General features: G+C 38.3%; 21 protein-coding genes. 2 read left to right on the top strand and 19 right to left on the bottom strand.

Translation table 11 applies throughout. The features are described 5' to 3' along the window. Positions 1-12: 12 nt before the first annotated feature. From EHW90_RS02820 to EHW90_RS02765, 12 genes are all read right to left on the bottom strand, one after another. Complete coding sequence (locus tag EHW90_RS02820) at positions 13-531, bottom strand: hypothetical protein (protein ID WP_124952623.1); 519 nt, start codon at positions 529-531, stop codon at positions 13-15. 12 nt (positions 532-543) lie between these two features. Next, entirely contained in the window at positions 544-1,695 is a 1,152-nt protein-coding gene (locus EHW90_RS02815; protein WP_124951076.1) for an AAA family ATPase, read from the bottom strand. A 173-nt stretch (positions 1,696-1,868) separates the two neighbouring features. Next, a complete protein-coding gene (rpsI, locus tag EHW90_RS02810; protein ID WP_007590784.1) occupies positions 1,869-2,261 on the bottom strand; it encodes a 30S ribosomal protein S9 in 393 nt (130 codons plus the stop codon). Positions 2,262-2,284: 23 nt separating this feature from the next. After that, positions 2,285-2,719, bottom strand: coding sequence for a 50S ribosomal protein L13 (rplM, locus tag EHW90_RS02805; RefSeq protein ID WP_124951074.1), 435 nt, complete (start codon positions 2,717-2,719; stop codon positions 2,285-2,287). A gap of 130 nt (positions 2,720-2,849) precedes the next feature. Beyond that, positions 2,850-4,508, bottom strand: a complete 1,659-nt coding sequence (locus EHW90_RS02800) for an ABC transporter ATP-binding protein (protein ID WP_124951072.1) — start codon at positions 4,506-4,508, stop codon at positions 2,850-2,852. Between the two features lies 1 nt (position 4,509). Then, positions 4,510-6,306, bottom strand: coding sequence for an ABC transporter permease (locus EHW90_RS02795; RefSeq protein ID WP_243113895.1), 1,797 nt, complete (start codon positions 6,304-6,306; stop codon positions 4,510-4,512). Between the two features lie 45 nt (positions 6,307-6,351). Beyond that, entirely contained in the window at positions 6,352-7,752 is a 1,401-nt protein-coding gene (locus tag EHW90_RS02790) for a hypothetical protein (RefSeq protein ID WP_124951068.1), read from the bottom strand. A 341-nt stretch (positions 7,753-8,093) separates the two neighbouring features. Next, positions 8,094-8,618 (bottom strand): adenine phosphoribosyltransferase, encoded by a 525-nt coding sequence (locus tag EHW90_RS02785; protein WP_060930328.1) that lies wholly within the window; start codon positions 8,616-8,618, stop codon positions 8,094-8,096. Between the two features lie 79 nt (positions 8,619-8,697). Then, positions 8,698-9,945 carry a serine hydroxymethyltransferase gene (glyA, locus tag EHW90_RS02780; protein WP_124951066.1) on the bottom strand — a complete coding sequence of 416 codons (1,248 nt, stop codon included), beginning with the start codon at positions 9,943-9,945 and terminating at the stop codon, positions 8,698-8,700. A gap of 69 nt (positions 9,946-10,014) precedes the next feature. Then, positions 10,015-11,742, bottom strand: coding sequence for a single-stranded-DNA-specific exonuclease RecJ (gene recJ, locus EHW90_RS02775; RefSeq protein WP_124951064.1), 1,728 nt, complete (start codon positions 11,740-11,742; stop codon positions 10,015-10,017). Between the two features lie 21 nt (positions 11,743-11,763). Continuing rightward, the gene (locus EHW90_RS02770; protein ID WP_009446487.1) at positions 11,764-12,042 is read right to left on the bottom strand and encodes a barstar family protein; all 279 of its coding nucleotides are present in this window, start codon (positions 12,040-12,042) and stop codon (positions 11,764-11,766) included. A gap of 9 nt (positions 12,043-12,051) precedes the next feature. Next, positions 12,052-12,768 carry a ribonuclease domain-containing protein gene (locus EHW90_RS02765; RefSeq protein ID WP_124951062.1) on the bottom strand — a complete coding sequence of 239 codons (717 nt, stop codon included), beginning with the start codon at positions 12,766-12,768 and terminating at the stop codon, positions 12,052-12,054. 139 nt (positions 12,769-12,907) lie between these two features. Between EHW90_RS02765 and EHW90_RS02760 the strand changes: the two genes are divergently transcribed. Next, the gene (locus EHW90_RS02760; protein ID WP_124951060.1) at positions 12,908-13,738 is read left to right on the top strand and encodes an MBL fold metallo-hydrolase; all 831 of its coding nucleotides are present in this window, start codon (positions 12,908-12,910) and stop codon (positions 13,736-13,738) included. 39 nt (positions 13,739-13,777) lie between these two features. Here the strand turns inward: EHW90_RS02760 and brnQ are convergent, their stop codons facing one another. From brnQ to EHW90_RS02735, 5 genes are all read right to left on the bottom strand, one after another. Beyond that, on the bottom strand, positions 13,778-15,094 hold the full coding sequence (gene brnQ / locus EHW90_RS02755) for a branched-chain amino acid transport system II carrier protein (RefSeq protein WP_124951058.1): 1,317 nt from the start codon (positions 15,092-15,094) through the stop codon (positions 13,778-13,780). Then, complete coding sequence (locus EHW90_RS02750) at positions 15,091-15,543, bottom strand: YhcH/YjgK/YiaL family protein (RefSeq protein ID WP_124951056.1); 453 nt, start codon at positions 15,541-15,543, stop codon at positions 15,091-15,093. Before EHW90_RS02750 ends, brnQ begins: the two co-directional genes overlap by 4 nt. Before the next feature lie 9 nt (positions 15,544-15,552). After that, the gene (locus tag EHW90_RS02745; RefSeq protein ID WP_124951054.1) at positions 15,553-16,848 is read right to left on the bottom strand and encodes a DUF4026 domain-containing protein; all 1,296 of its coding nucleotides are present in this window, start codon (positions 16,846-16,848) and stop codon (positions 15,553-15,555) included. Further along, positions 16,848-18,356 carry a tetratricopeptide repeat protein gene (locus EHW90_RS02740; protein ID WP_124951052.1) on the bottom strand — a complete coding sequence of 503 codons (1,509 nt, stop codon included), beginning with the start codon at positions 18,354-18,356 and terminating at the stop codon, positions 16,848-16,850. Before EHW90_RS02740 ends, EHW90_RS02745 begins: the two co-directional genes overlap by 1 nt. A 174-nt stretch (positions 18,357-18,530) precedes the next feature. Further along, positions 18,531-19,922, bottom strand: coding sequence for a GntP family permease (locus EHW90_RS02735; RefSeq protein ID WP_124951050.1), 1,392 nt, complete (start codon positions 19,920-19,922; stop codon positions 18,531-18,533). A gap of 325 nt (positions 19,923-20,247) precedes the next feature. Here EHW90_RS02735 and EHW90_RS02730 point away from each other — a divergent pair, with 325 nt between their 5' ends. Beyond that, entirely contained in the window at positions 20,248-21,114 is an 867-nt protein-coding gene (locus EHW90_RS02730) for a nitroreductase family protein (RefSeq protein ID WP_124951048.1), read from the top strand. 54 nt (positions 21,115-21,168) lie between these two features. Here the strand turns inward: EHW90_RS02730 and uvrA are convergent, their stop codons facing one another. Together uvrA and EHW90_RS02720 are read right to left on the bottom strand one after the other, a co-directional pair. Then, positions 21,169-23,988 (bottom strand): excinuclease ABC subunit UvrA, encoded by a 2,820-nt coding sequence (uvrA, locus tag EHW90_RS02725; protein ID WP_207667027.1) that lies wholly within the window; start codon positions 23,986-23,988, stop codon positions 21,169-21,171. A gap of 60 nt (positions 23,989-24,048) precedes the next feature. Beyond that, the gene (locus EHW90_RS02720) at positions 24,049-24,558 is read right to left on the bottom strand and encodes a shikimate kinase (RefSeq protein WP_124952622.1); all 510 of its coding nucleotides are present in this window, start codon (positions 24,556-24,558) and stop codon (positions 24,049-24,051) included. Positions 24,559-24,580: the final 22 nt, after the last annotated feature.

Raw genomic sequence — 24,580 nt, 5'->3', positions numbered from 1 at the left:
ACCCCATCAAACTTATCTAAGTAAATCAGACAAACTATACTCTCCATTATGAATATTTGCTGTTCTACGGTACTCTCTTACAGCTTTTACCAAGGTCTTAGGGTCACTAAAGTACTCCTTCACAAAATCATACGATTTTACATCACGCATCCTAAGACTTGATTTACAAAATTCACTTGGCTTTTTCCCTGAACGTTTAAATTGATTATATGCTCCTTCTGCATGAATAATTAACATTTCAATTTCCGGAGCGGTGATAATATTTATCACATCAATTTTCTTTTCATATGCCTTACTTAATCGAAACTCTTCTCTGCGAGAATCCAAAATCCTTATCACAGAAATCTTCTCATCGAATCCCTTTCGCAAGTATCGCTCCTCAAATCGCTTGGCATTTCTGCATCGAATAACACGTTCTTCCAACAATTCTTCTCTCTTAAAAATCAGTAGATCATGATCAATCAGAATGTCGATAACCGCTTCTTCTGAAGAACCTTCACATATGCATGCCTTATATTTTGCTAATTTCATCATATTTGCTCCCTAGCTGATTAAGGCATCAAGATTTTTCTTCAAAAGCATATACGCCTCATATGCCGGAGTTGTACCTTCAAGAAAACCGCTCTGATATGCATCACTCTTTTTAATGTCGTTACGTTTCAATATATAACTCAAATTTTCTACTGTAATTCCGTTTCGGTTTCTTACAATACAAATTCCATCATTTCTATCATACTCGTCAAGCAGTTCCGGATAATGTGTAGTAAAAACAAGTGTTCCACCGTTTCTGTTAAGTCTACTGTCCATAAAGAAGCGCATCAAAGTTATCACAATTTCTTTATTAAAGTGATTCTCAATTTCATCTACCAAAAGATAACCGCCTGACTGAAGAACTTCTTTTATCATTGAGAATATAATGATACCCTTGATTGTACCGGATGATAAATACCGTTCAAGGTCTGTCGCATTATTCAAAATAATCTCTTCATCGTCCCTGAATTTCAAATGGATAAATGTTTTTCCCTCTATCTGTTCGAAACACAATTTTTCAATTGTCGGATCAAGAAATGCAATTACATCTATCGGAATGTCTTCGGTAAATGGAAGAACATTTACATTTGTATATGAAAGCAGGCTGAATATTTCCACAGTTTCATTTTCTTTTTTATTGTGTGCAATGATAAAACTTACATCGTCAGGCAGGTATGCCTCATCTTTGTTACGCTGTTCTATAGGTTTCATTCCTGTAAAATCCGTAAAATATTTTTTTGACTTAACTGATGATATCGGCTTTTCCCAAAGACTTTCAGATAGAATTGTATATACATACTCTCCTGTTTTCGTCTTTTTAGATGTTATTACAGTTTCCAAACGACAGATATAGCTACGCTTATCATAAAAATATATTTGAATTGTCGCTTTTTTTGTCCCACCAAGAATGCTTTTTTCATCAACGTGGTTAATAGGGTTATTATTCAAAATATTCAAAGCCAGGCTGATAAACTTTAGCACTGAAGTTTTACCTGATGCATTGATACCGATAAACGCACAAGCAGAATGAAGATAATAGTTGTCCTTCAAACAATAAAGGCTATCTTTATCCTCTTCACAAACTCTCTGCTGTGTATAGAAGCAAATGTCCAATTCTTTTTTAAATAATGGAAGTCCATTAGCCGTAATGCGAAGTATCTTCATCTATTATTCTCCTCTAAAAACGTATTTCTTGTTTTTATTTTCATATAACTCTATTATATATTGCATATTGAAAAATATCAACGGATTATACGTTTTTATTTTTTACTTGATACTTTTTTAAAACGCAAAAAACCCCGGAACATTGTTCCGGGGTGTAATATTGCAATATATAATTATCTCTTTGAGAACTGTGGTGCTCTTCTCGCTGACTTAAGACCGTATTTCTTACGCTCTTTCATCCTTGGATCTCTTGTAAGGAATCCTGCCTTCTTTAAAGTAGGTCTGTACTCCTCATCTGCGTGAAGAAGTGCTCTTGAAATACCGTGTCTGATAGCTCCTGCCTGACCTGTGAAACCACCACCGCAAACATTTACAAGCACATCAAACTTGTTTACATTGTCTGTAGCCACTAAAGGCTGACGAACAACAACCTTCAATGTCTCAAGACCGAAATACTCATCAATATCTCTTTTATTTATTGTTATCTTACCTGTTCCAGGTACAAGATATACTCTGGCGATAGAACTTTTTCTTCTACCTGTTCCGTAAAACTTATCGTTAGTCATACCATTCTCCTTCTTAAAGATTATTAGCCTTTAATTTCCATTACTACCGGCTTCTGTGCCTGATGTCCGTGATTCTCTCCTGCATAGACATGAAGCTTTCTGTACATATCTCTGCCGAGCGGTCCCTTAGGAAGCATGCCCTTGATGGCAAGCTCTACAACTCTCTCAGGCTTCTTTGCAAGAAGCTCACGAAGTGTTGTCTCTCTCATACCACCTACATACTCTGAATGGTTGTAATAAATCTTCTGATCTAACTTTTTACCTGTAACCTTTACCTCTGCTGCGTTGATTACGATAACATAATCTCCACAATCAGCATGTGGTGTAAACTCCGGTTTGTTCTTTCCTCTTAATACACTTGCAACTTCTGAAGCAAGTCGTCCCAATGTAACTCCCTTTGCATCGACAACATACCATTTTCTGTCGATCTTATCCGGATTAGCCATAAAAGTTTTCATTGACTGACCTCCATTAATCTTTTAACTTCGCTTTATATGGATAAATGCTCTCCGGGGCATTGGAATAAGCATCAATCTCTAATGTCACAATTAGTAATTATATTGATTTTTCAGTTGTTTGTCAATACCTCTATTTAATCAATTTTAGCCTTATTTTGCCTGTTGCGATTCTCATTCCTGATTTTCTATCAAAAAGTAATATATCGTTTCCGGTAAAGTTTATTTTCATATCTTCACCGATCCTGTAAGCGGTATTTCCGAATATTACACTTGTAAGCAAATAATCTCCAAGCCTCAGTTTTAAAGTACTCTCCATACCTGTAGGCATTGCACCGTAAATTGTAGTATGCAGACCTTCTTCACCTGTTATGCCTATGGCTTCAGGCCTTATAGCAAGTACAAAATCTTCATCTGTCACAACCTGCTCACTTTTTATACTGCTGTCCTCTTCTACAATCTTTGCAATATGATATTTAAACACCTCATCTTTGTTGGACTTCTCTACATAATGTTTGTCCTTCATAAGCTCTGCTTTTTGTTCTTTCTTTTTTTCCAGATTACTGTCTCTGCCTTTATGCCAATCCGAGATCTTAATATCCTCATTCGGAACAAACTCTATATCTACATTGTCAAAAATTTTTAACTCAATACTTCCGTCGTCTTTTTGAGCTCCCTTTGCATCTATAAAGTTTATAGAAGGATTTCCGACAAAGTCCGCAACGAAAAGATTTTCAGGTCTTCTATAAACTTCAAGCGGCGGAGCGTACTGCTGTAATACACCGTTTTGTACCAGACATATCTTCGTTGCAAGTGTCATCGCCTCCATCTGGTCATGTGTAACATAAACGAAAGTACTGCCTGTTTCCACATGAAGTCTTTGCAATTCATAGCGCATCTCAAGCCTCAGTTTTGCATCCAGGTTTGAAAGCGGCTCATCCATAAACAGCACCTGCGGTTTCGGTGCCAAAGTTCTCGCTATTGCCACTCTTTGCTGTTGTCCGCCTGAAAGTTCTGCAGGATACCTGTCCATAAACATACCGATTTTTACTATTCCGGCTACATGTCTAAGTCTTGAATCCATTTCCTCATCTGTAAGCTTACGAACTTCCGTCACAACATTTCCGGCCTTTACAACCTCAAAATCTTTATTTAACTCTTCTCCATTTGCCTTGTGATTATCTATAATCGCTGCAAGTTTCTTCTCATATTCATCTCTATGCTTTTTTGCAGCCTCATCAGGATTGTCACTTTCATGAATTTTTAACTCAAATACTGTTTTTGCACTGAATATTGATAACTCAAATGCATCTATAAGCTTCACATACGCTCTGTTATTATCAAGCTTACCGTTTTTATCACAGCAATCCGTCACCTCGGCCTTTATTCTCTTACCGTTTTGCAATGCTCTTATAATATCGGTACATCTTTTTGCTTCCACGTCTACTACAGGAAGTTCTTCTTTAATGTTTTTCAAACCGAACATTATATTTTGATACACCGTCATGTTTGGCCAAAGTGCATAATTTTGGAATAAGAAACCTACTTTTCGCTTATTCGGCGGCACATTAATACCCTTTTCGCTGTCAAACACTACATTATCACCGATAGTTATTCTTCCCTCTGTAGGAGTTTCAAGTCCTGCAATCATACGAAGAATAGTTGTCTTTCCGCAACCCGACGGTCCAAGTAATGTTATGAATGAGTTATCAGGTATTTCAAGACTTAAATTGTCAACACCAAAATAGTTTTTCCATCTTTTTGTAATATTTGTTAATGTAATTGCCGGCATATCAACCTCCTATTCCGTTATCAAGGCTTGAGCCTGTAAGCTTGTCTGCCAATGTATTAAATACAAGTATCGTTACAATTAAAATCAGATTTATAGCACTTGAGAATGCATACAATCCCATCTCATCAAAATAGTCAAGTGTTGTTGAGAGTATAAATCCCTGTGTACAAAGTAGCAGGAAAAGTGACAACTCTCTGAGGCAAGTCATAAACGGCAAACTGAAACCGCTTATTATAGAAGATTTCTGAATCGGAATTATTATCTTAACCATTCTCTTTACCCAACTTGCATTTTGAATTATTGCCGCCTCCTCAAGCTCATTGCTTATTTGCAACATTGAGTTAAGAGAAGCCCTGCTTGCAAAAGGTATATACTTTATTACACCTGCTATAATAAGAATATAGTAGGTATTAAAAAGATTTATATGCTCATTTGAAAACAGTATAAAGAATGCTGCACCGACTGCTATAGACGGCATAAGATAAGGTAAGAACGCCATATTGTTGACATAAGCCGCCCACCTTGAACGCCTGTTTTTTGCCACCGCATAGCCGATCAATGTACCGATAGTTCCGGCAATAGCCGCACAAGCAAACGCAAGTAATAAAGTACCCCAAAATGCATGCCATATAGTAGGATTGTAGAGTATACCGTGCTGTCCGTACAAGCCGTTTTCAGTCACATTTTCACTTGTAAGCCACCACTTTGTTGTAAGGTTTTTAAAGTCATGTGTATACAAGAAGCTGTAATCTCCGGGATTCGGCAGGAATGTCTCAAGTGCAAACAACATTATCGGCCAAATACTTGTAAAGAATGTCATTACAATATAAACAGCCCCGACTACATACTTTCCTGCTTTACCTATATTTATCTTTGAAAGTTGTCCCGACTTTCCTGTTACTGTCGTGTAGTTCTTTCGACTCTTAAGCGAAAGTTGATTCAATGACAAAATCATTATTCCGAATACCATCATAATGATTGCAAGTATACTTGCTTCACCTGTATACTTACTGTTCAACGAAATGTATTTTGTTGACAATGTAGTAAGTCCAAGATAATGTGGAACCGGGTATGATCCCATTGCAGACCCGAATACAAGCAAAATTGTATTAAGTATTGCAGGCGTTATCATAGGCAATGTAATCATTGTCATAATCTTCCACTTAGGCGTATCAAGTATTGTAGCCGCCTCTTCAAGATTGGCATCCATATTTTTGAATATACCACCAATCATAATGTATGCAAACGGAGCATAGTGGAGTCCCAGTACTACAGCACTTGGGAACAGTCCCTGACACCACCATTTCGGAAAAGTCACCCCTGTAAGTGAAGCTATAAGCCCGTCGGAAGTTCCGAGTACTGCATTTGAGTTGAACATATTTTGCCATACAACCGCCAAAGTCCACTGTGGCATGATATATGGAAAAATAAATATTGAACTCAAATATTTTTTGAATTTCATATTTGTTCTTGTAACCAAGAACGCAAAAAAACCGCCATATAAAATGGATATAAGGCAAGTGAATATTGCCAAAAACAATGTATTTATAAGCGGCTTCCACAGATTTGACATAGCAAGTTTACTTGTAAATAAATCTATATAGTTTACAATGCTGTATCCGGAAGCTTTTCCTGTCAAATGCTGATCAATAGTACCCGGATGTATCTGTAATGTATCCTTTACTATTGCCACAACAGGAGCAACAGTAGAAAATGTCAACATTATTCCGAAAATAAGCAAAATAATATTCTGTGGCTTGCCAAAAAATGTTCTGATTCTATTTTTCAGTATTCCCATAATATTCTCCTTAAAAAGGTGCTGCATTATGCAGCACCCGGTCAATTAATTCTTATCAGAAGCTTTGCTAAGCATTTCAATCCAGTTACCTACAGTAAATGAAACATCTGCACAATACTGAGGATCCTCAAGTACAAGTTCTCCGTCCTTTGTCCACCAGTCATATCCTCTGTCATCTTTAGCAGGGAACTGATCCTCACCTGCTTCATTGTATCCGCCCTTTTGATGCTGATACTTTGCCTCTGTGGCTTCCATTACTTTAGGATTTGAGGAATATCCTCCCATATCCTTTCCCCAAGCACTGAATCCGTCTTCTGTACATGTTATATAAGCTATAAATGCACATGCCGTCCATGGAAGCGGACTGTTCTTTGTAAGGAATAAATAGTGGTTGTATCCGTATCCGCCGATTCCTGTATAGTCGTCCTGATATGCCGCAACTGTTATATTATTTACTGAAACATTAGCCGACTCCTCTACGGAACGAAGCTTTGAATATACAAGAAGTCCCGACTGATCTTTTGCGGATGTATCTACAAGAGTATTACAGATAGGGCCGTCATCTGTCTCCTCCGTATAATTCTCAACCCACAGCTTAATCCATGCCAAAGCGTATTTTCCGTTCTCTGAAAGTCCAAGATCCTTTGCATCCGACTCCTCACCCGCAATAACAGGATCAAAATAAGCTTTCTTTGTCGCATCCAACTTATCATATGCTTCTTTTAGCTTATCGGCATACTCCTCTTTTGTCAGCATATATAAGAAATTCTTTCCTACAAGCTCTGAATCAATATCCATAAACAGCGGATGTGAACCCTCATATACGAAATCCCAACAGTTGGTATATTTTGCATCGCCTGTGTTGTTGAACATAAACACTTTATTCAAAGTCTGAAGCGGTAAGAATCCCTTATAACTGTCCGCGCTTACTCCGTTAGCCTCCGCCCAATCCTTCGGTATAAAAGTCTTCAGTATATTTGTATCCACCATCTTAGTCTGGATCTGATTACCATCCTGAATAAGAGTCATTGCAAATGTACCGCTTGGCTTAAGTGAATCGGCACTCAGCTGCTCAAATATTTTGTTGTTCTTAGGTTGCTGCCACTCAAACTCCATATTGTAGTTAGGATCGATAGTCTTCAAATATGAAATAAACAGCGGCAGCGCAGTCTTTCCTCTACTTGAGTTTCCGACTCCGTAAAAAGTCTTACCGTTTGACTCCTCTATCGCCTTTTTTGCAAGTTCCTCAAGACTCATACCTTGAGCTTGTGCGATAATATTATCCACCTCACTCTTTTCCGTATTTGCCGCCTGCTTGGAACCCGAATCCTGTGACTGAGCAGCAGTACTGTCACCTGTAGTCTTTGTGGTACCTGAACCGCATGCTCCCAATGTTGCAACCAACATAGCTGATACGACAGCTAATGCTAAACCTCTTTTTTTCATTTTACCCTCCTCTTGTTTCCGTCATTATTCAGTGCGTAATAAAATGTCATATATAGTAATAGCAAAGATTTATAAACTTCCACCTCCAAACAATCTCTTTATTTAATTGTATGTACAATTAAAACAACTTTAACCATTAAAACATTTTCATAGATCACGTTCACCGAAACTTATGTTCAATTATAGTTTCTTTATATGTTTTTGTCAACAAAATATATTTTATATAAGTTTACTTGCTAATTTTCTAACAAAATATATATTTATTTTAACTTTATTTTTTTGAAACAAAAAAGGCACAATCCTTAAAATACAAAGATTATGCCGAATTGCCTACCTATATTTTATTTTCCCTCATACTTTATAAGGCTGTCCACATTGTACTTTGAAAGCTTTTCTCTTCCTTTAAGTCCTTCAAGCTCCATTACAAATACAATCTTTACTATCTCGCCGCCAAGGCTCTCCACAAGCTTTGCAATCGCCTCCGTTGTACCGCCTGTAGCTATCAAATCATCGACTATTACCACCTTGTCGCCGGGCTTTATGGCATCCTTGTGGATTTCAATGGTTGCCTTGCCGTACTCAAGGTCGTAGTCGATACTTACGGTCTCACACGGAAGCTTTCCCTTTTTTCTTACAGGGATAAACGCCTTATGCTCGGCATAGGCTACCGGTACTCCGAAGATAAAGCCTCTTGACTCCGGACCCACTATCATATTGTAGTCAAGTCCCTGCAACTTTCCTCTAAGTTCATCAATACTTAGGCAAAGTCCGTCAGGGTCCTGCAGTATGGTGGTCACATCTCTGAATATAATTCCCGGCTCAGGAAAGTCAGGTATACTTCTTACATATTCTTTCAATTCCTTCATTTTCACACACCGAAGCAGCCCAAAATCCCTTGGGCCGCCCTTTCTAAAATATAAATTTGCAGACTGCTGCAAATAATTATTACTTATAAATAGGATACTTATCCATAAGCTTTGTAACTTCGGCTCTTATCTCATCGGCCTTTGTATCAAAGTCATATGCAGCCATTTTGATAAGTCTTGCTACAGTCTTCATATCCTCTTCCACAAGTCCTCTACTTGTAACTGCAGGTGTACCTATTCTTACACCGCTTGTAGTGAACGGACTCTGCGGATCGTTCGGTACTGTATTCTTATTCAAAGTGATATATACTTCATCACATTTATTTTGAAGTTCTTTTCCTGTGATACCGGTTCCTCTGAGGTCAAGCAGCATAAGGTGATTGTCTGTACCTCCTGTAAGGATGTTAAATCCCTCGGCTATAAGCGCGTCAGCCAAAGCCTTGGCATTCTTTACCACCTGCTCCTGATACTTTTTAAACTCAGGCTTAAGAGCCTCGCCGAAACAAACCGCCTTTGACGCGATTACATGCTCAAGCGGTCCGCCCTGAATTCCAGGGAAAACAGCCTTGTTAAAGTTAAACTTCTCGGCAGCTTCCTTGTTTGCAAGGATAAGTCCGCCTCTCGGTCCTCTAAGTGTCTTATGTGTTGTAGTGGTTACAACATCGGCTATGCCTATAGGTGACGGATGAAGTCCTGTTGCAACAAGTCCTGCAATATGAGCCATATCCACCATAAGGTATGCACCGACCTTATCTGCAACTTCTCTGAATCTCTTAAAGTCTATTACTCTGGCATATGCACTTGCACCTGCTATAATCATCTTCGGCTTATGTTCAATTGCTATTTTCTCAAGCTCATCGTAGTCGATAAATCCATCATCATTTACACCGTAAGGCACTATATTGAAGTACTTTCCTGAAAAGTTTACAGCTGAACCGTGTGTCAAATGTCCGCCGTGATTTAGATTCATTCCAAGTACGGTATCTCCGGCCTCAAGCATTGCCAAAAATACAGCCATATTTGCCTGTGCGCCTGAATGCGGCTGAACATTGGCATAGTCACAGTTAAAGAGTTTCTTTGCTCTCTCGATGGCAATGCTCTCAACTATATCCACATCCTCACAGCCTCCGTAATATCTCTTTCCCGGATATCCCTCAGCATATTTATTTGTAAGCACCGTTCCCATTGCCATCATCACAGCTTCCGATACGATATTCTCGGATGCAATAAGTTCAAGATTTCTTCTCTGTCTGTTTGCTTCCTTTTCTACCGCTGTGCCGACCTCAGGGTCAAGTTCTTTTAAAAAGTTCATCACTTCGTTAACCATATCTAACTCTCCTACATAACTGTTTTGTTGCTTCTGAAAGTAAAGTATACAATAAATAAACTCTCATTGCTATATATTTTTTATCTTATAACCGGTTATAATCACTTGCAGACTCTCTCTGCCGCCATACTCATTTATATCCGGATAATATATAATATCTATCTCATTATTACCTTTAAGCTCCTCAAAGAAGGCTTCTCCGTCACAAAAATATATTCCGTCAAGCCTTGTACCGTCATCTTCAAGCACCATCTTTACCACATTTTTATTTTTACCGAGTATATTCTTTGATAATATCTTTATACCCTTCCTTGCAAACTTGGGCTTCTCATTCTTATTTCCGTAAGGCTCCAGCTTTTCAAGTTCTCTTACAAAGTCATGACTGATATATGAAAAAGGCAGAGGTACATCAATCCATATCTTTTGTATGAAATCTTCTTTTGTAAGCTTTGAATTTTCATTCAATCTTTTTCTGAATTCATCAAGTCTGTCCTTTTTTAAACTCATACCTGCCGCCATATGATGTCCGCCGAACTTTTCAAATATATCTTTGACTTCATATAGTGCTTCAAACATGTTATAGCTTTCTATCGACCTTCCCGACCCCTTTATCATGCCGTCTTCACCGAAGGCATCCGTAAGTATAATCGTAGGCTTTCCCAATGCTTCTCTCACCCTGCCTGCGATAATTCCGGCAATGGACTCATGGCAATTTTCAAGATATATCACCAATATATCGTCATCTGCATATTCTCTTTCCGCCAGCTCTACAGCCACTTTTACATTCATGGCTGTGAGGTCCTTTCTCTCATCGTTTAGCTCTTTTAAATGCATTGCGTACTCATTTGCCTCATCACTGCTTTCTGACATAAACATATTTAAGGCAACAAGCGCATTTTCAAGTCTTCCTCCCGCATTCAGACAAGGCCCTATAACAAATCCGATACTGTAAGCACTGATTTTTTTACCCTCCATACCGGTAGCCTTTATAAGCGCTCTAAGTCCTAAGTTCTTTGTATTCATCAGGCTTTTTAAGCCGTGTTTTACAAGTACTCTGTTCTCGTCTACAAGCGGCATAACATCACCTATTGTCGCAATGGCTGCCACCTCCAAAAGATCACTCAGTTCACCGTCTTCATACATTTTTTTACTGTACAGCCTTTCAAACATATATTCCATAAGCTTATAGGCTACCAGCGCTCCGCAAATACTTTTAAAAGGATACTTACATTCACTTCTTTTAGGATTTATTACCACATCTGCTACAGGCAGATAGTCCTTGCCGTCTTCCTGATAAACCTCATGATGATCAGTGATAATGACTTTTATTCCAAGCTTCCTTGCAAGTTCCATCTGAGAATGTGCCGCAATACCGTTGTCACAGGTGATAATCATAGAGATTTTATCATTTGCCGCTTCATTTATTATATTGTCATTGATACCGTAGCCGTCCTTTATTCTGTCAGGTATCCTTACATCTGCATTTGCACCGAATCGTCTCAGAGACTTCACCAGGATATACGATGAACAGACTCCGTCTATATCATAATCTCCCACAACTCTTATCTTATTTCCATTTTTTATCTCACTCATGATTTCATTATATGCATCTTCCACACCATATAAACTGCCTGCATCATGCATCAAACTTAAATCACTCTTAAGATACAGTAAAAAATCTTCTTCCTTTATATCCCTGTTTATTATTATTCTCGCTAAAACAGGTGAAATATGAAAGCGAGCCGATATTTTTTCAAAATCAGCTCGCTTTGTATATAGCATCCACTTTGACTCCATTTACTCTCCATTCTAAATATACTACTCAGGCTTCTTTTTCTTGACCTTTGTCTTTATTATAGCCAAATGTGTATTTTGTGACACCGCATCGCTGAATACTGCAAGCACTGCTCTTTGAAGTTCATTATCCGCATCGTATTTTATGTCAACAGCCGTATCGGTACTTATATCAGTCAAACAGTCAAATAAAGCATCCAGATTTTCCCCGTAGTAATCCGGAAACTTCATTTTCTTTTTCAAGTAACTGTGTAATTCTTCCTTTTTACTAAACTTATCCAATTTTAAAGTAATATTATTCATAATCTTTCCCTAATACAATTGTTCAAAAGTTTTGTAGTGGTCTTCAGTATAAAAAACCAGACCGTCATTTGAATATATCAGTCTTTTAGGACCTCTATATCCGCCGTCATAGTCAATATCACATTCAAAATATCTTCTTCCGCTTGCCCTCGGCAAATTTCCTTCATAATTTCCGAAGGCACTGCCTCCGATGCTCATTCCCGGAAGCACATCCGAAAGATTTCCTTTCTCAGGGTCCCAGCCCATCTCCTGAGCCTCGGCCTTTGTAATATAGTTTACAGGAAGCTTTTTGTAGGTGTGAATATAAAGTGCAACATCGTCTTTTGAAGTATAGTTGCCGTTTTCTTCTACAGTTGTCTCCCTGCTTTCGACAGTCTCAGACTCTTGTGTACTCTCACTTTCAGGGCTTGTCTCTTCTAAAGTTTCGCTGCTTGACTCCTGACTTTGTTTTTTGTTTTTTTTATGTTTTTTTGATTTATTATTTTTTTGTTTATGTTTTTTTTGACTCTGTGTTCCGGTTATCTCTTCGCTGTGCTTTGAAGTGCTTTCATCTGAAATATTTTTGCTTTGAGTACTCTCCGTATTTGAAAAACTCTCAGCACTGATACTTTTGCTTTCCTGCCTTGTACATGCGCCAAGGGCGAACATTAAGCCCAAAATAATTATAGGAATCCACCAAAGAAGTTTCTTTAACAGACTCCCGTTTTCTTTATTTTTATTTGTCATCTTCCTACCTCACATTCTCACCATTATACGAAATAGCCATGTTCTTCGCAACAAAAAATTATATTAAGTTTGACCAAGCGTACTATATTTTGTATAATACGGTTTGAAACAACTAAAATATGATAAGGTATGGTTATTTATGAAAATATATATATTACAAACCGGAGAGGTCGAAGTATCACCTTCTCTCGCATATAAAGGCAATGATAAGTTCAATCCGCAGACATACGGACTGTTTCTAAAAGATACTGACAGAGTAAATATTCCTGTTCTGTCTTTTCTTATTCAGACAGGAAAAAAGAATATACTTGTAGATGCAGGTATCAAAAAAGAGCTTGAGTCTGATGCTCCGCTTAGCCTAAAAAAGCAAATCAGTGAAATCAAGGCACCTCTTACCTGTGCTTCCACACGCTTTCATCTGAAAAAGGACTCTTCTCTGCTTTCAAGGCTTGAATCAATCAATCTTTCACCAAAGGATATAGACTGCGTATTGCTTACTCATCTTGACTTTGAAAATGTAAGCGGAGTTGTAGACCTCTCTTCAGATACCAAGATTTTGGTTTCAAGAGATGAAGCCAAAACGGCTGTAAAAAATCCTCTAAGATATTCCAGAAGTTGGTGGAAAAATGCCGATATTTCCATATTTGATTGGAACAAAAAAGAAGGTCCTTTTGAAAAATCTTTTGATTTACTTGGTGACGGCTCCATCAATCTTATAAAACTGTACGGTCACTCCGCAGGTATGTTCGGAGTAAAGGTAACATCTGAAAACAATAAATTTACACTCCTTTATGCGGATGCCGGCTATGGTGAGCTTGCGTGGAAGGAACTTACACCGCCTGCAATCAGTGTTGATAAAGAGGCTTCCATGCGTTCTCTTGAGTGGGTGAGAATGGAGTCAATGGACAAAAATTGTGCTTACAGTCTTGCCTCACATGAGTCCACATCTCTAAACGTTTTAAGGTTCTAAAAATAGGCTGTTATAAGTCTCCACTTATAACAGCCGTTTTTATATTTCAAAGCTTTCGCCCTTTATTTTATCCCTCAATATCAGAGATATAATTATCCCCAAAACCGCAATATTCACCCAGACAAATCCCAAACTTCCGCCTATAAACATTGACATAAATGAGTTTATCACCTTTATATTAAAGACATCTCCAATCACTTCTATAAAAGCCGTTACCGCCGTTAAAATAATTGTAAATCTCATACCGACATTGGACATACTTATAAATTTATTTAATATAACTATAAGTACTATAACTATTGTAACAGGGTACAGGATATTAAGTACAGGTACGGAAATCTTTATAATAGTATTGAGTCCGAAGTTTGACATGGCAAAACCTGTAAGAGTAAATATATTTACATACGACTTATATCCGAACCTTTTGAATGTGTCTGCAAAAAATTCGGAAGTAACTACGATAAGACCTACAGTAGTAGTAAAACAGGTAAGTATTGTCATTGCTCCAAGGAAAGCCTGTCCAAAACTTCCGAAAAGCTTATATGAACTCATTGAAAGTATATATGTACCTATATTGACGCTCTTATCAGATAAAACTTCATTCGGAACATCAAACTTATTCCCCAAAGCTCCAAGTCCGATATATAAGCTGCTAAACAGTATAGTTGTAACAATACCTACTATTGCCATTATACTCATATACTCTTTTTTTGATGAAAATCCGAATGTCTTTATCCCTGAAGTGGCAATCAGACAAAAACTTACAGAAGCCAGTGCGTCCAAAGTATTATACCCGTCAAAAAATCCTGTCTTTAGAGCTGTCAGACTCCCCTCCATCTCACCCTCATTCACAACATGAAAGTTCAGATTTCCTACAATTATAAGTATAACTATAAGAAGTGCAAATATTGGAGTAAGCACCTTGCCTACTCTATCCATAAGTTTTGAAGGATTGAGTGCTATAAGATATGCAAGCAGAAAATATATTGCACTGAATACAAATAATGCAAATCTTGTGTTTCCGGTCACAGGTGCAATACCTATAGAAAAAGATGTACTTGCAGTCCTCGGTATCGCAAAAAAAGGACCTATAGCAAGGTAAAGTGCTGTCAAATACCCTATTGCAAAGTTTACTCCTACCTTTATACCAAGCTCCCTTTTATATCCGCCTTTGACCATAGTTCCGACTATCAAAGTGACTATGGCTATTCCTACACCCGACAATACAAAGCCCGACATGGCCGGTAAAAAATATTTTCCTGCCCTAAACCCAAGTTCGGCAGGGAAAATTAGATTCCCTGCTCCAAAAAAGATACCGAAGAGTAACAGTCCTATTAAGAAACCCTTTTTTATCATACTCTCACTTTTATAACTGCCTTTTTTGCACTTGCCGGTTTATCCATACAGCATCCCGGCATATGTGCATCCTCCGGTGCAACCACTATAAATTCATTCGGATGGAGTATCACATGACCGTAAGTATCAGGCGTCTCAAAGAAAAGCACATCATTTTCAGGCTTGGCTTCCTTTACTTTAAGTCCCTCTCTGTCACAGATACCGAAAAATTCCACACCTTCTATCAAATATTGAATATCAAAAAATTTATCATGTGCCTCAAACTTCTTTTCTTCTACCGGCAATGTGGTATATTCCTGTACATTTGCAAATACATCACCGCCATCTATCTCATACTTTCCTGCAGGTAATGAATTCAAATCATGGCTCTCCAACCAATCATAAGCTTTCAAAAACTTCTCGTTCAGATAATTGTACTTCTTAGCCAACTTTATATTTGTAAAAAACATATTCTCTCCTTATAGTAAATAAGCAGTATTCGGATCTATGCTCATTTCATCTGTATAAATAACCCAATCTGTTACATCATTGACAGTGTATTCACCCTCATCGCCCTCTTTCATAGCCGCTACTCTATATGGCGCCTGTGTGAGCACCGCCCTGAATCCTTCCTCTGTAAACTCTAAAAGTTCAAACCAGATATGCTCAAGATTTTCATAATCAGGATTTCCGTCCTCACCGTCTGTAGGTAATCCGACCTTTATAAGTGCTTTGTAACTTGGATTCTCCGAAATTGCCTTTTTCAAAAGTTCATATCTGTCTCTTGACATAAACTTCATATGCTCCGTCTGCTCATTAGTATAATAATACAGCGGATTTTCAACAAGCTTTTCCTCTACATCTGAAGGCTTTGTATACTTACCGTTATTTGCATCTTCTTCAGATAAGAAAAGGAAAATAACCTGACTGTTTGTATTATGACTGTCGGCTCTGTCCGCAGGACCTCCAATTATATCGGAAGGATACTTTGCAATTGCTACATTCCATGGAAGAGGTGCCACAACTATCTCTCTTCCGTCTATAAACTCTCCAAGGAAAATATAATCTTCTATAGCTTCATTTTGATACAATACTCTGTTCGCCACGGTATTTATCAAATAATAAAGATCGTTTGCATTGTCTCTGCTTATATCCAAAAGTTCAAACTCCGAAAATCCCGTTCTGCACATACCATGTGTATGTAGCCAAACTTTATTTGTCTCGTCATCAAATACAGCCTGTACCGTAAATAAGCTTTCAGCATTAGGTGTAACACTTGACTTTGCCGCAAGCTTTACCCATCTTCCACTTAAAAGTCTCTCCGCACTTTCATCTATTACCGCCAATGTATCAGGGAAAAACGCTGTTATAAGCTTTAACTGTAGATGATATGAGTCAAAATAATTCTTGTTAAACTTCATATATATGATAAATGAATTGGTCTTTTTCTCAATTTTTTCAAAGTCCTCATCATGAATCTTTTGCTTTTGTAATGAATACAGACGGTCAAATACAAAATCTTCAAAATAAAAACCTACACCGTACTCTTCGCCCTTATAATCAAGTATCATGTTGCCCGACTTATCATCTTTAATGTTGAATTCTTTAAGATTTACTCCGTCTACCGCCTGTATTCTTTCTTTGACGCCATCAATATCCTCAACATCCACTTTATCAGAGAGCACATGCATATATGAACGCTCTTCCCACAACTCCATAGGTGCAACTTCAGGCAACTTTACCTCATTTTGCTTTTTCTTAAATAGATTAAACATTATTCCTCCCTAAATGTTACTAATTTTGATATTTTTCTGAATGTCTTATAACCTGCCAGCTTTATATTCTTTTCTTCAAAAAAATCATATGCCGCGCTCATTATATCCATAAAGTTTCCGAATATCAGGAAATCCAGATATCCGCATATTTTACCTGTAGCGCCCTCTAAAAATGCGATATTTCCGGTCTTTCCGAGCTTCTCAAGTTCATTTAAGATATACTCTATCAGCTGATTTCTGATATTCATAACCTCAAACTCATACTCAAACGAATCATTTTCCTGATCGGATTCTTCCAAACTGAAACAAAAGAAACCGGCTACCACTCCGTTTCTGTACAGTTCATCCATTATAGGCATCTTATCAAACGGTCCGCTTGATATATACTCACTTATAAGTGAAGGCAGGCAGGTGGTTCCTGTATATATATCCTCTCTGATATCATCTCCTACGGACTGTAACCTGTATCCTGAATACATCTTCAAATACTCTTTTGCACTTATTCCAAGTCTGAAACCCTTACTTTTAGCTCTTTCTTTCAGTCCTCTGTAGTCCACACACTCTTTTAAGAAGTCTTCTTTCTCTTCATAATCAAGCACTATATCACAGGTATCTTCAGTCGGAGCGTCAAAGTCGTCTTCGTCCGCAATATCAAACTCAAAATCGTTTGCCATCAAATCTATCTCGCCGAAGATATCTATAAAGAGCTGTTCTATAACTTCAAGAGGAATATCAAACTCATCGGCATAGATAACTATCTGCCTGTCATCACTGACAAAGAATCTGAGTTCGCTTATATCATACTCCTCATCTTCATATACTATTATATCTTTGATATCTTCTTTAGCCGCTATCCCGACTCTTATATTAAACAGACCTTTTAGATTGTCAGGCATTGTATCCTTTATATATTCAAGCATGAATACATTAGACTTGTCATCACCGGCCTCAAATTCGATAGTCCTGCTTTCATAAAAAATATTTATTTTTATTTTAGGGAACACATCATTTATATGATTCGCTGTTATATTTATAGCTCTTACATTAAAGATTTTGCTGTTTTTATTGTATTTCCTTATCTCTTTTTGTATATCTTCCCATACAAGTTCCAGCTTCTGTGACATGGAGACCGCTACGACTCCGTCTGTCAGCCAATTCACACATTCATTCATCATATCAATGGTGTCTTCATCTCCGGGCCTTGCATCCAAAGCCTGCTTAAAGTAATGTAGGGCAAGTCCGTGCTCTTCAAGATAAAAATATGAGTAAGCAACTCTGAAGTAAAATCTGTGATTGCCTCTAAAATACTCTTCATGCGGTAATAATAATCCCAGCGCCTGTATGAACGGCTTAGAATCGCCCGGCTCACCCAGATTATTGTATGCCTTTGCAAGCTCGGAATCCATTTCAGGTGTTCTGGCATTCTCAGGCAAAATCTCAAGCGCATCCACTACCTTTTGATATTCTTCATTGTTATTCCACTCTTTACACTGTTCAAGTAATTCCATTTTCTTTCCTTTGTCTATACAAAAGTCTATAAAACATATCTTTTAAATTATTTATTATTTTATAAATATACCATATATACAAAATACTGTCAGCAATTAAAATAAGGCACAGACCTTACAAAAATTTGAATTCATAAAATCTGTGCCTTAAATATCTTGTCTGTTCAGTTTTAATCAATGCAGGAAAAGACTTAGAATCATTATCTCAATAATTCCCGCTATACCCAAAAACAGTGTACACATAGTCTGTGTTTTGTATCCTTTTTCAGGTGACATTGCACCGAAGTTTGTAACAACCCAAAAGTATGAGTCATTAGCATGTGAAACCGTCATAGCACCTGCGCCTATCGCCATTGTTACAAGTGTAGCACTCATAGGACTTGCAAAGCCGAGTGCCGGCAACAACGGTGCCACAATACCTGCCGTAGTTGTAAGTGCTACTGTGGATGAACCCTGCGCACTCTTTAAAATAGCTGATAGTAAGAACGGGAAAAGCATACCCATTGTACTTAGAACCTCCGCATGATCCTTTATAAAGTTGACCATATCTGAAGATGCTATAACCTTACCGAGTACACCGCCTGCTGCAGTCACAAAAAGTATAGGACCCACAGTCTTTAATGTCTCATTTGTGATACTGTAGAAATCCTTCATTTTACCTGCACCCTGAAGCTGTAATACACCGAATACCGTACCGACTGCCAAAGCTATAATAGGTGTTCCGAGGAATTTTAAAACATCCGCTCCCATACCGCTCATCTTCATCATAGAAACTATAGATGCAACAGCCATAAGCAGTACAGGTACCACGATAGGTGCCAAAGACATAGCTCCGCTTGGAAGCTTTCCGTACTCTGCAACAAGCTCTTCGTATGTTTTTGTAATCTCACTTGAATCCGCCTCATCGTCGGCCTTTACCTTCTTGCCTATATACTTGGCGTAGAAAAATCCTGCAATCAAAGGGAATATTGAACATACCGCACCCATTCCCATTACAAGCAAAAGATTATCTCCTATTCCAAGTGTTGAAGCTGCCGCTATAGGTCCCGGTGTAGGCGGTATAAATACATGTGATATGTATAGACCTGCCGAAAGTCCTACAGTCATAGCCACAGACGACTCTGCAGTTCTCTTTACCAAGGCCTTTCTGATAGGGTTTAGAATAACAAATCCCGAATCACAAAATACAGGAATTGAAACAACCCAACCCATAAGCTCTACCGCCAGCACAGGATTGTTCTTTCCGACCAGCTTGATAACCATATCTGCCAGCTTGAAAGCCGCACCTGTCTTTTCAAGTATGGTTCCGATCAATGCACCAAGTATGATAACAATGCCTATACTTGAAAATGTACCTGCAAATCCTGCTCCTATAACGCTTGCAAGACCTTGTATCTTCGTTCCGTCCTCCAAGGTCTTATCCACTAAAGGAATACCTGCTACAAGTCCCAAAATAAGTGATATACACATAATAGATATAAACGGATGTACACCAAACTTTGAGATGGCAACTATCATAACGATAACCGCCAAAATAAACACGAATATAAGTGGTAAACCTGTCATAACACTCCCTCCTTCTACAGACATATCAGCATAATATCTTTGTATAATTGCCTTAATATTTATGCCATATTCCACTTAATAATATTGTAAACTTATTATACCACAATATGTAATAAATGCAATTCTTACAAATAAATTTATATAATATGATATATTTCTATCAAAGTTTCAAATCCTCTATTTTAAAAAAATTGAAAGTAAAATTCTCATATCTGTAAGACTGTATTTTGTAAATATAAACATATAAAAATTGACCATTTCAATTTTATTTTATATAATATATATAGTTTATTTTTTGAAATTTATACTATGGAGGAATAAATGTATGAATTATTTAGAACTTATTGAAAACAGGAACTCTATCAGAGATTTTCATAAGAAAAAAGTTGAGCAGAGCAAAATAGATGAGTTGATAAGCTTTTTTAACTCATCACCGAAACTTATTGATGTGGATGTACAAATACTCGTTTCATCTGATGATGACACTGCAAGCAGACTCTCAGGCGTTGCAGGCTATCGTGGAAATACCTTCAATGCACCTGCATATATAACCATATTGTCAGAGGAAAAGGATAATTACCTTATAAATGCAGGCTTTATGGCTGAAAACCTCGTATTAAAGCTTGAAGAGATGGGATTGTCTTCATGCTTTTTAACAAGCGACGACAGCGAAATGATAAAGAAGGTTTTGCTTATCAACTCAGATTTGGCTGTGGCTACGGTAATTGCTTTCGGATACGGAAAGAAGGAAAGAGATACCACAAAACTTGATATACACTCACCTTCAAATGTAAGCATAAGCAATAAGGCAGGACATATAGCTCCAAAGATTGCCGCTACAGCATTGGCTTTTGACAGTGACTTTAACACACCTTACAATTTCGATGACGAATACTCGGACCCTGTTATCGCTGATGCGGTATATGCGGCCAGCCTTTCACCAAGCTTTTTGAATCATCAAAACTACCGCTTTGTAATAAACGGCACACATATCTACTTATTCAACCAACTTGATAATGTAGTTCCTGATGATGACAACTTATTGGGTCTGGGTGCCGCAATGTTAAACTTCTATATAATACTGGCATCAAAATATTCAGGAATCGGAAATTGGAGATTTGACACTTCAGATATAAAAGCGGATTTTAAGAATCCAAGCGATTACACTTTGGTAGCGGCTTTGGATATCTGATTTTTACTGTAAGCAAAAACACAGCCTGATATCGGGCTGTGTTTTTCTTTTCTCTTACAAGTATTTCTTTACATACTTGCCTGTATATGATTTTTCTATTTCGGCTATTTCCTCAGGGGTACCGGTAGCTACCACCTCTCCGCCTCCTGCACCGCCTTCAGGTCCTATATCTATTATATAGTCGGCACATTTTATAACATCAAGATTGTGCTCTATTACAAGTACGGTATTCCCGCTGTCGGAGAGTCTTCTAAGTATCTCAACAAGCTTATGTACATCTGCAAAATGCAGACCTGTAGTAGGCTCGTCCAAAATATAAATAGTCTTTCCTGTAGCTCTCTTTGAAAGCTCCGTTGCGAGCTTGATTCTTTGTGCCTCTCCACCGCTAAGCTCCGTAGAAGGCTGACCGAGTTTGATATATGAAAGACCTACATCGTATAAAGTCTGTATCTTTCTGGCTATGGTAGGCACATTCTCAAAGAAGGTTAAAGCTTCCTCCACAGTCATATCAAGTACATCATATATGGACTTTCCCTTATACTTTACTTCCAAAGTCTCTCTGTTGTAGCGCTTTCCGCCACAAACTTCACACGGAACATATACATCAGGCAAAAAGTGCATCTCAATCTTTATAATACCGTCACCTGAACAGCTCTCACATCTTCCGCCCTTTACATTGAAGCTGAATCTGCCCTTCTTATAACCTCTCATCTTTGCATCCTGAGTTGCCGCAAACAGATCTCTGATCATATCAAATACACCTGTATATGTGGCAGGATTTGACCTCGGAGTTCTTCCTATAGGTGACTGGTCGATAGCAATAACCTTATCAAGCTGTTCGATACCCTCTATCGACTTATATTTGCCCGGGATTGTATGGGCACGATTAAGCTTCTTTGCAAGTGCCTTATATACTATCTCATTTACCAAAGATGACTTGCCCGAGCCTGAGACACCTGTAACACAGGTCATCACACCTGTAGGTATCTTTACATTTATATTCTTAAGGTTATTCTGTGCCGCTCCCTTTACAGTAAGCCAACCTGTAGGCGTTCTTCTACTCTCCGGCACAGGTATCTTTATTTCACCTGAAAGATACTTACCTGTAATAGAATTAGGATTTGCCATAATCTCCTTGGCATTACCTGTAGCAACCACCTCTCCGCCGTGACTTCCCGCTCCCGGACCGATATCCACTATATAGTCCGCCTCCATCATGGTGTCCTCGTCATGCTCTACCACAAGTACTGAATTGCCCAAATCTCTAAGATGCTTCAAGGTGGCAAGCAGCTTATCGTTATCTCTTTGGTGAAGTCCTATACTAGGCTCATCAAGTATATAGGCCACTCCTACAAGTCCCGAACCTATCTGGGTCGCAAGTCTGATTCTTTGCGCTTCACCTCCGCTAAGAGTACCGGTAGCTCTGGTAAGGCTCAAATAGTCAAGTCCTACATCTATAAGGAAGGTGACTCTGGCTCTGATTTCCTTTAAAATCAGCGAACCTATAGCTTCCTGCATCTTTGTAAGCTTAAGTCCGTCTATAAAATCTCTGAAATCCGTTATAGACTCATCCGTGGCATCATAGATATTCTTATCCCCAACAGTCACTGCAAGCGCTTCCTTTTTCAGTCTCTTACCGCCGCAGCTCTTACAAGGTGCAATCCTCATATACTGCTCATACTCTTCCTTTGCACTCTGCGAATAAGTCTCCCTGTAACGCTTCTCCATATTCTTTATCAAGCCTTCAAAGATTACAGGATATACTCCGCTTCCTCTTTGTCCTGTATAAGCCACATCAACCTGCTCACTAGTTCCGTAAATCAATATATCATGTATTTCCTTAGGATAGTCTTCAAAAGGTGTATCAAGGCTGAACTTAAACTTCTCTGCCAGAGCTCTAAGCATTGCATTACTAAAGCTTTTCTTGTCATTGCTGCTTTGCCATCCCAGTACCACTATTGCACCCTGATTTATAGAAAGTGACTTATCGGGAATCATAAGATCTTCATCAAATTCCATAGTGTATCCAAGACCTGCACAGTCCGGGCAGGCGCCGAAAGGATTGTTGAATGAGAATGTCCTCGGCTCCACTTCATCAATAGAGATACCGCAGTCGGGGCAGGCAAAGTTTTGTGAAAACTTGATAGGCTCTCCTCCTATCACATCAATTGTGGCATAGCCTCCTCCAAGGTTTAATGCGGCTTCAAGTGAATCTGTAAGTCTCTTTTCTATATTTTCCTTTACAGAAAGCCTGTCTATTACAATGTCGATACTGTGCTTTATATTTTTCTCTAAGCTGATTTCTTCACTCAGTTCGTACATATTTCCGTCAATCAATGCACGCACATATCCTGATTTTTTTGCACTTTCAAGCACCTTTTCATGTCTTCCCTTTTTACCCTTTACCACAGGCGCAAGTATCATAAACTTTGTCTTTTCGGAAAGCTCCGTTACTCTGTCCACCATCTGGTCAATGTTTTGCTTATATATTTCCTTACCGCAGTTCGGACAATGCGGTATTCCGATTCTTGCATACAAAAGTCTCAGATAATCATATATCTCCGTAACGGTTCCTACGGTAGACCTAGGGTTTCTGTTGGTAGACTTTTGGTCTATGGATATTGCAGGAGAAAGTCCCTCAATACTCTCCACATCCGGCTTTTCCATCTGTCCCAAAAACATCCTCGCATAAGAAGACATTGACTCCATATATCTTCTTTGACCCTCGGCATAGATGGTATCGAACGCCAAAGAGGACTTTCCCGATCCGGAAAGCCCTGTCAAAACCACCAATTCTCCTCTCGGTATATCTACCGATATATTTTTCAAATTGTGCTCATTGGCACCTCTTATCTTTATATATTTAGTTTCCATTAAAATCTCCATTACTAACAAAGTATTCGAACATACTTTCGTAATAGTATATACTGGATTTTAATTCTCGTCAATAATCGACATTATTTTTTTTACACAGTCGTCTATACTTCCTGAATTGACTACTGTATAGTCCGCATACTTTTGATACTTTGATATTCTTTTCTCATACATATCTCTTAACTCGGCCTTGGTCTTTGTCTGCGCCAGCGGCCTTCTCTTATCCGACTTTATCTCCTGATATATGACATCAAAATCTCTTACAAGACATATGATAATACCGCTCTTTTTTATGATCTCTCCGTTTCTGTCAAAGGTAAGCATTCCTCCGCCTGTTGACACCACTTTGCACTTCATATCCGCAGTCTTTTTGGCAATATTATGTTCAAGATCTCTAAAGTACTCCTCACCGTATTTTTCAAATATCTCAGGAATGCTTTGGCCGTAAGTCTCTACCAAAAGCTCATCGGTATCAACATAATCAATATTCAATTTTTTTGACAAGGCCTTGCCGACAGTAGTCTTTCCGCTTGCCATAAAGCCGCATAAATAAATCTTTTTATCAAACATCTTCAATCCCATCCGATACAGA

Source organism: Lachnoanaerobaculum orale (assembly GCF_003862485.1).
Lineage (GTDB): Bacteria > Bacillota > Clostridia > Lachnospirales > Lachnospiraceae > Lachnoanaerobaculum > Lachnoanaerobaculum orale.
Note: the sequence above shows the minus strand (reverse complement) of the source record. Positions and strands in the feature narration are given on the sequence as shown.

Coding starts and splice junctions, on each gene's coding strand:
- EHW90_RS02820 (WP_124952623.1), bottom strand. CDS start 531: ATGAAATTAGCAAAATATAAGGCATGCATATGTGAAGGTTCTTCAGAA.
- EHW90_RS02815 (WP_124951076.1), bottom strand. CDS start 1,695: ATGAAGATACTTCGCATTACGGCTAATGGACTTCCATTATTTAAAAAA.
- rpsI (WP_007590784.1), bottom strand. CDS start 2,261: ATGACTAACGATAAGTTTTACGGAACAGGTAGAAGAAAAAGTTCTATC.
- rplM (WP_124951074.1), bottom strand. CDS start 2,719: ATGAAAACTTTTATGGCTAATCCGGATAAGATCGACAGAAAATGGTAT.
- EHW90_RS02800 (WP_124951072.1), bottom strand. CDS start 4,508: ATGCCGGCAATTACATTAACAAATATTACAAAAAGATGGAAAAACTAT.
- EHW90_RS02795 (WP_243113895.1), bottom strand. CDS start 6,306: ATGGGAATACTGAAAAATAGAATCAGAACATTTTTTGGCAAGCCACAG.
- EHW90_RS02790 (WP_124951068.1), bottom strand. CDS start 7,752: ATGAAAAAAAGAGGTTTAGCATTAGCTGTCGTATCAGCTATGTTGGTT.
- EHW90_RS02785 (WP_060930328.1), bottom strand. CDS start 8,618: ATGAAGGAATTGAAAGAATATGTAAGAAGTATACCTGACTTTCCTGAG.
- glyA (WP_124951066.1), bottom strand. CDS start 9,945: ATGGTTAACGAAGTGATGAACTTTTTAAAAGAACTTGACCCTGAGGTC.
- recJ (WP_124951064.1), bottom strand. CDS start 11,742: ATGGAGTCAAAGTGGATGCTATATACAAAGCGAGCTGATTTTGAAAAA.
- EHW90_RS02770 (WP_009446487.1), bottom strand. CDS start 12,042: ATGAATAATATTACTTTAAAATTGGATAAGTTTAGTAAAAAGGAAGAA.
- EHW90_RS02765 (WP_124951062.1), bottom strand. CDS start 12,768: ATGACAAATAAAAATAAAGAAAACGGGAGTCTGTTAAAGAAACTTCTT.
- EHW90_RS02760 (WP_124951060.1), top strand. CDS start 12,908: ATGAAAATATATATATTACAAACCGGAGAGGTCGAAGTATCACCTTCT.
- brnQ (WP_124951058.1), bottom strand. CDS start 15,094: ATGATAAAAAAGGGTTTCTTAATAGGACTGTTACTCTTCGGTATCTTT.
- EHW90_RS02750 (WP_124951056.1), bottom strand. CDS start 15,543: ATGTTTTTTACAAATATAAAGTTGGCTAAGAAGTACAATTATCTGAAC.
- EHW90_RS02745 (WP_124951054.1), bottom strand. CDS start 16,848: ATGTTTAATCTATTTAAGAAAAAGCAAAATGAGGTAAAGTTGCCTGAA.
- EHW90_RS02740 (WP_124951052.1), bottom strand. CDS start 18,356: ATGGAATTACTTGAACAGTGTAAAGAGTGGAATAACAATGAAGAATAT.
- EHW90_RS02735 (WP_124951050.1), bottom strand. CDS start 19,922: ATGACAGGTTTACCACTTATATTCGTGTTTATTTTGGCGGTTATCGTT.
- EHW90_RS02730 (WP_124951048.1), top strand. CDS start 20,248: ATGAATTATTTAGAACTTATTGAAAACAGGAACTCTATCAGAGATTTT.
- uvrA (WP_207667027.1), bottom strand. CDS start 23,988: ATGGAAACTAAATATATAAAGATAAGAGGTGCCAATGAGCACAATTTG.
- EHW90_RS02720 (WP_124952622.1), bottom strand. CDS start 24,558: ATGTTTGATAAAAAGATTTATTTATGCGGCTTTATGGCAAGCGGAAAG.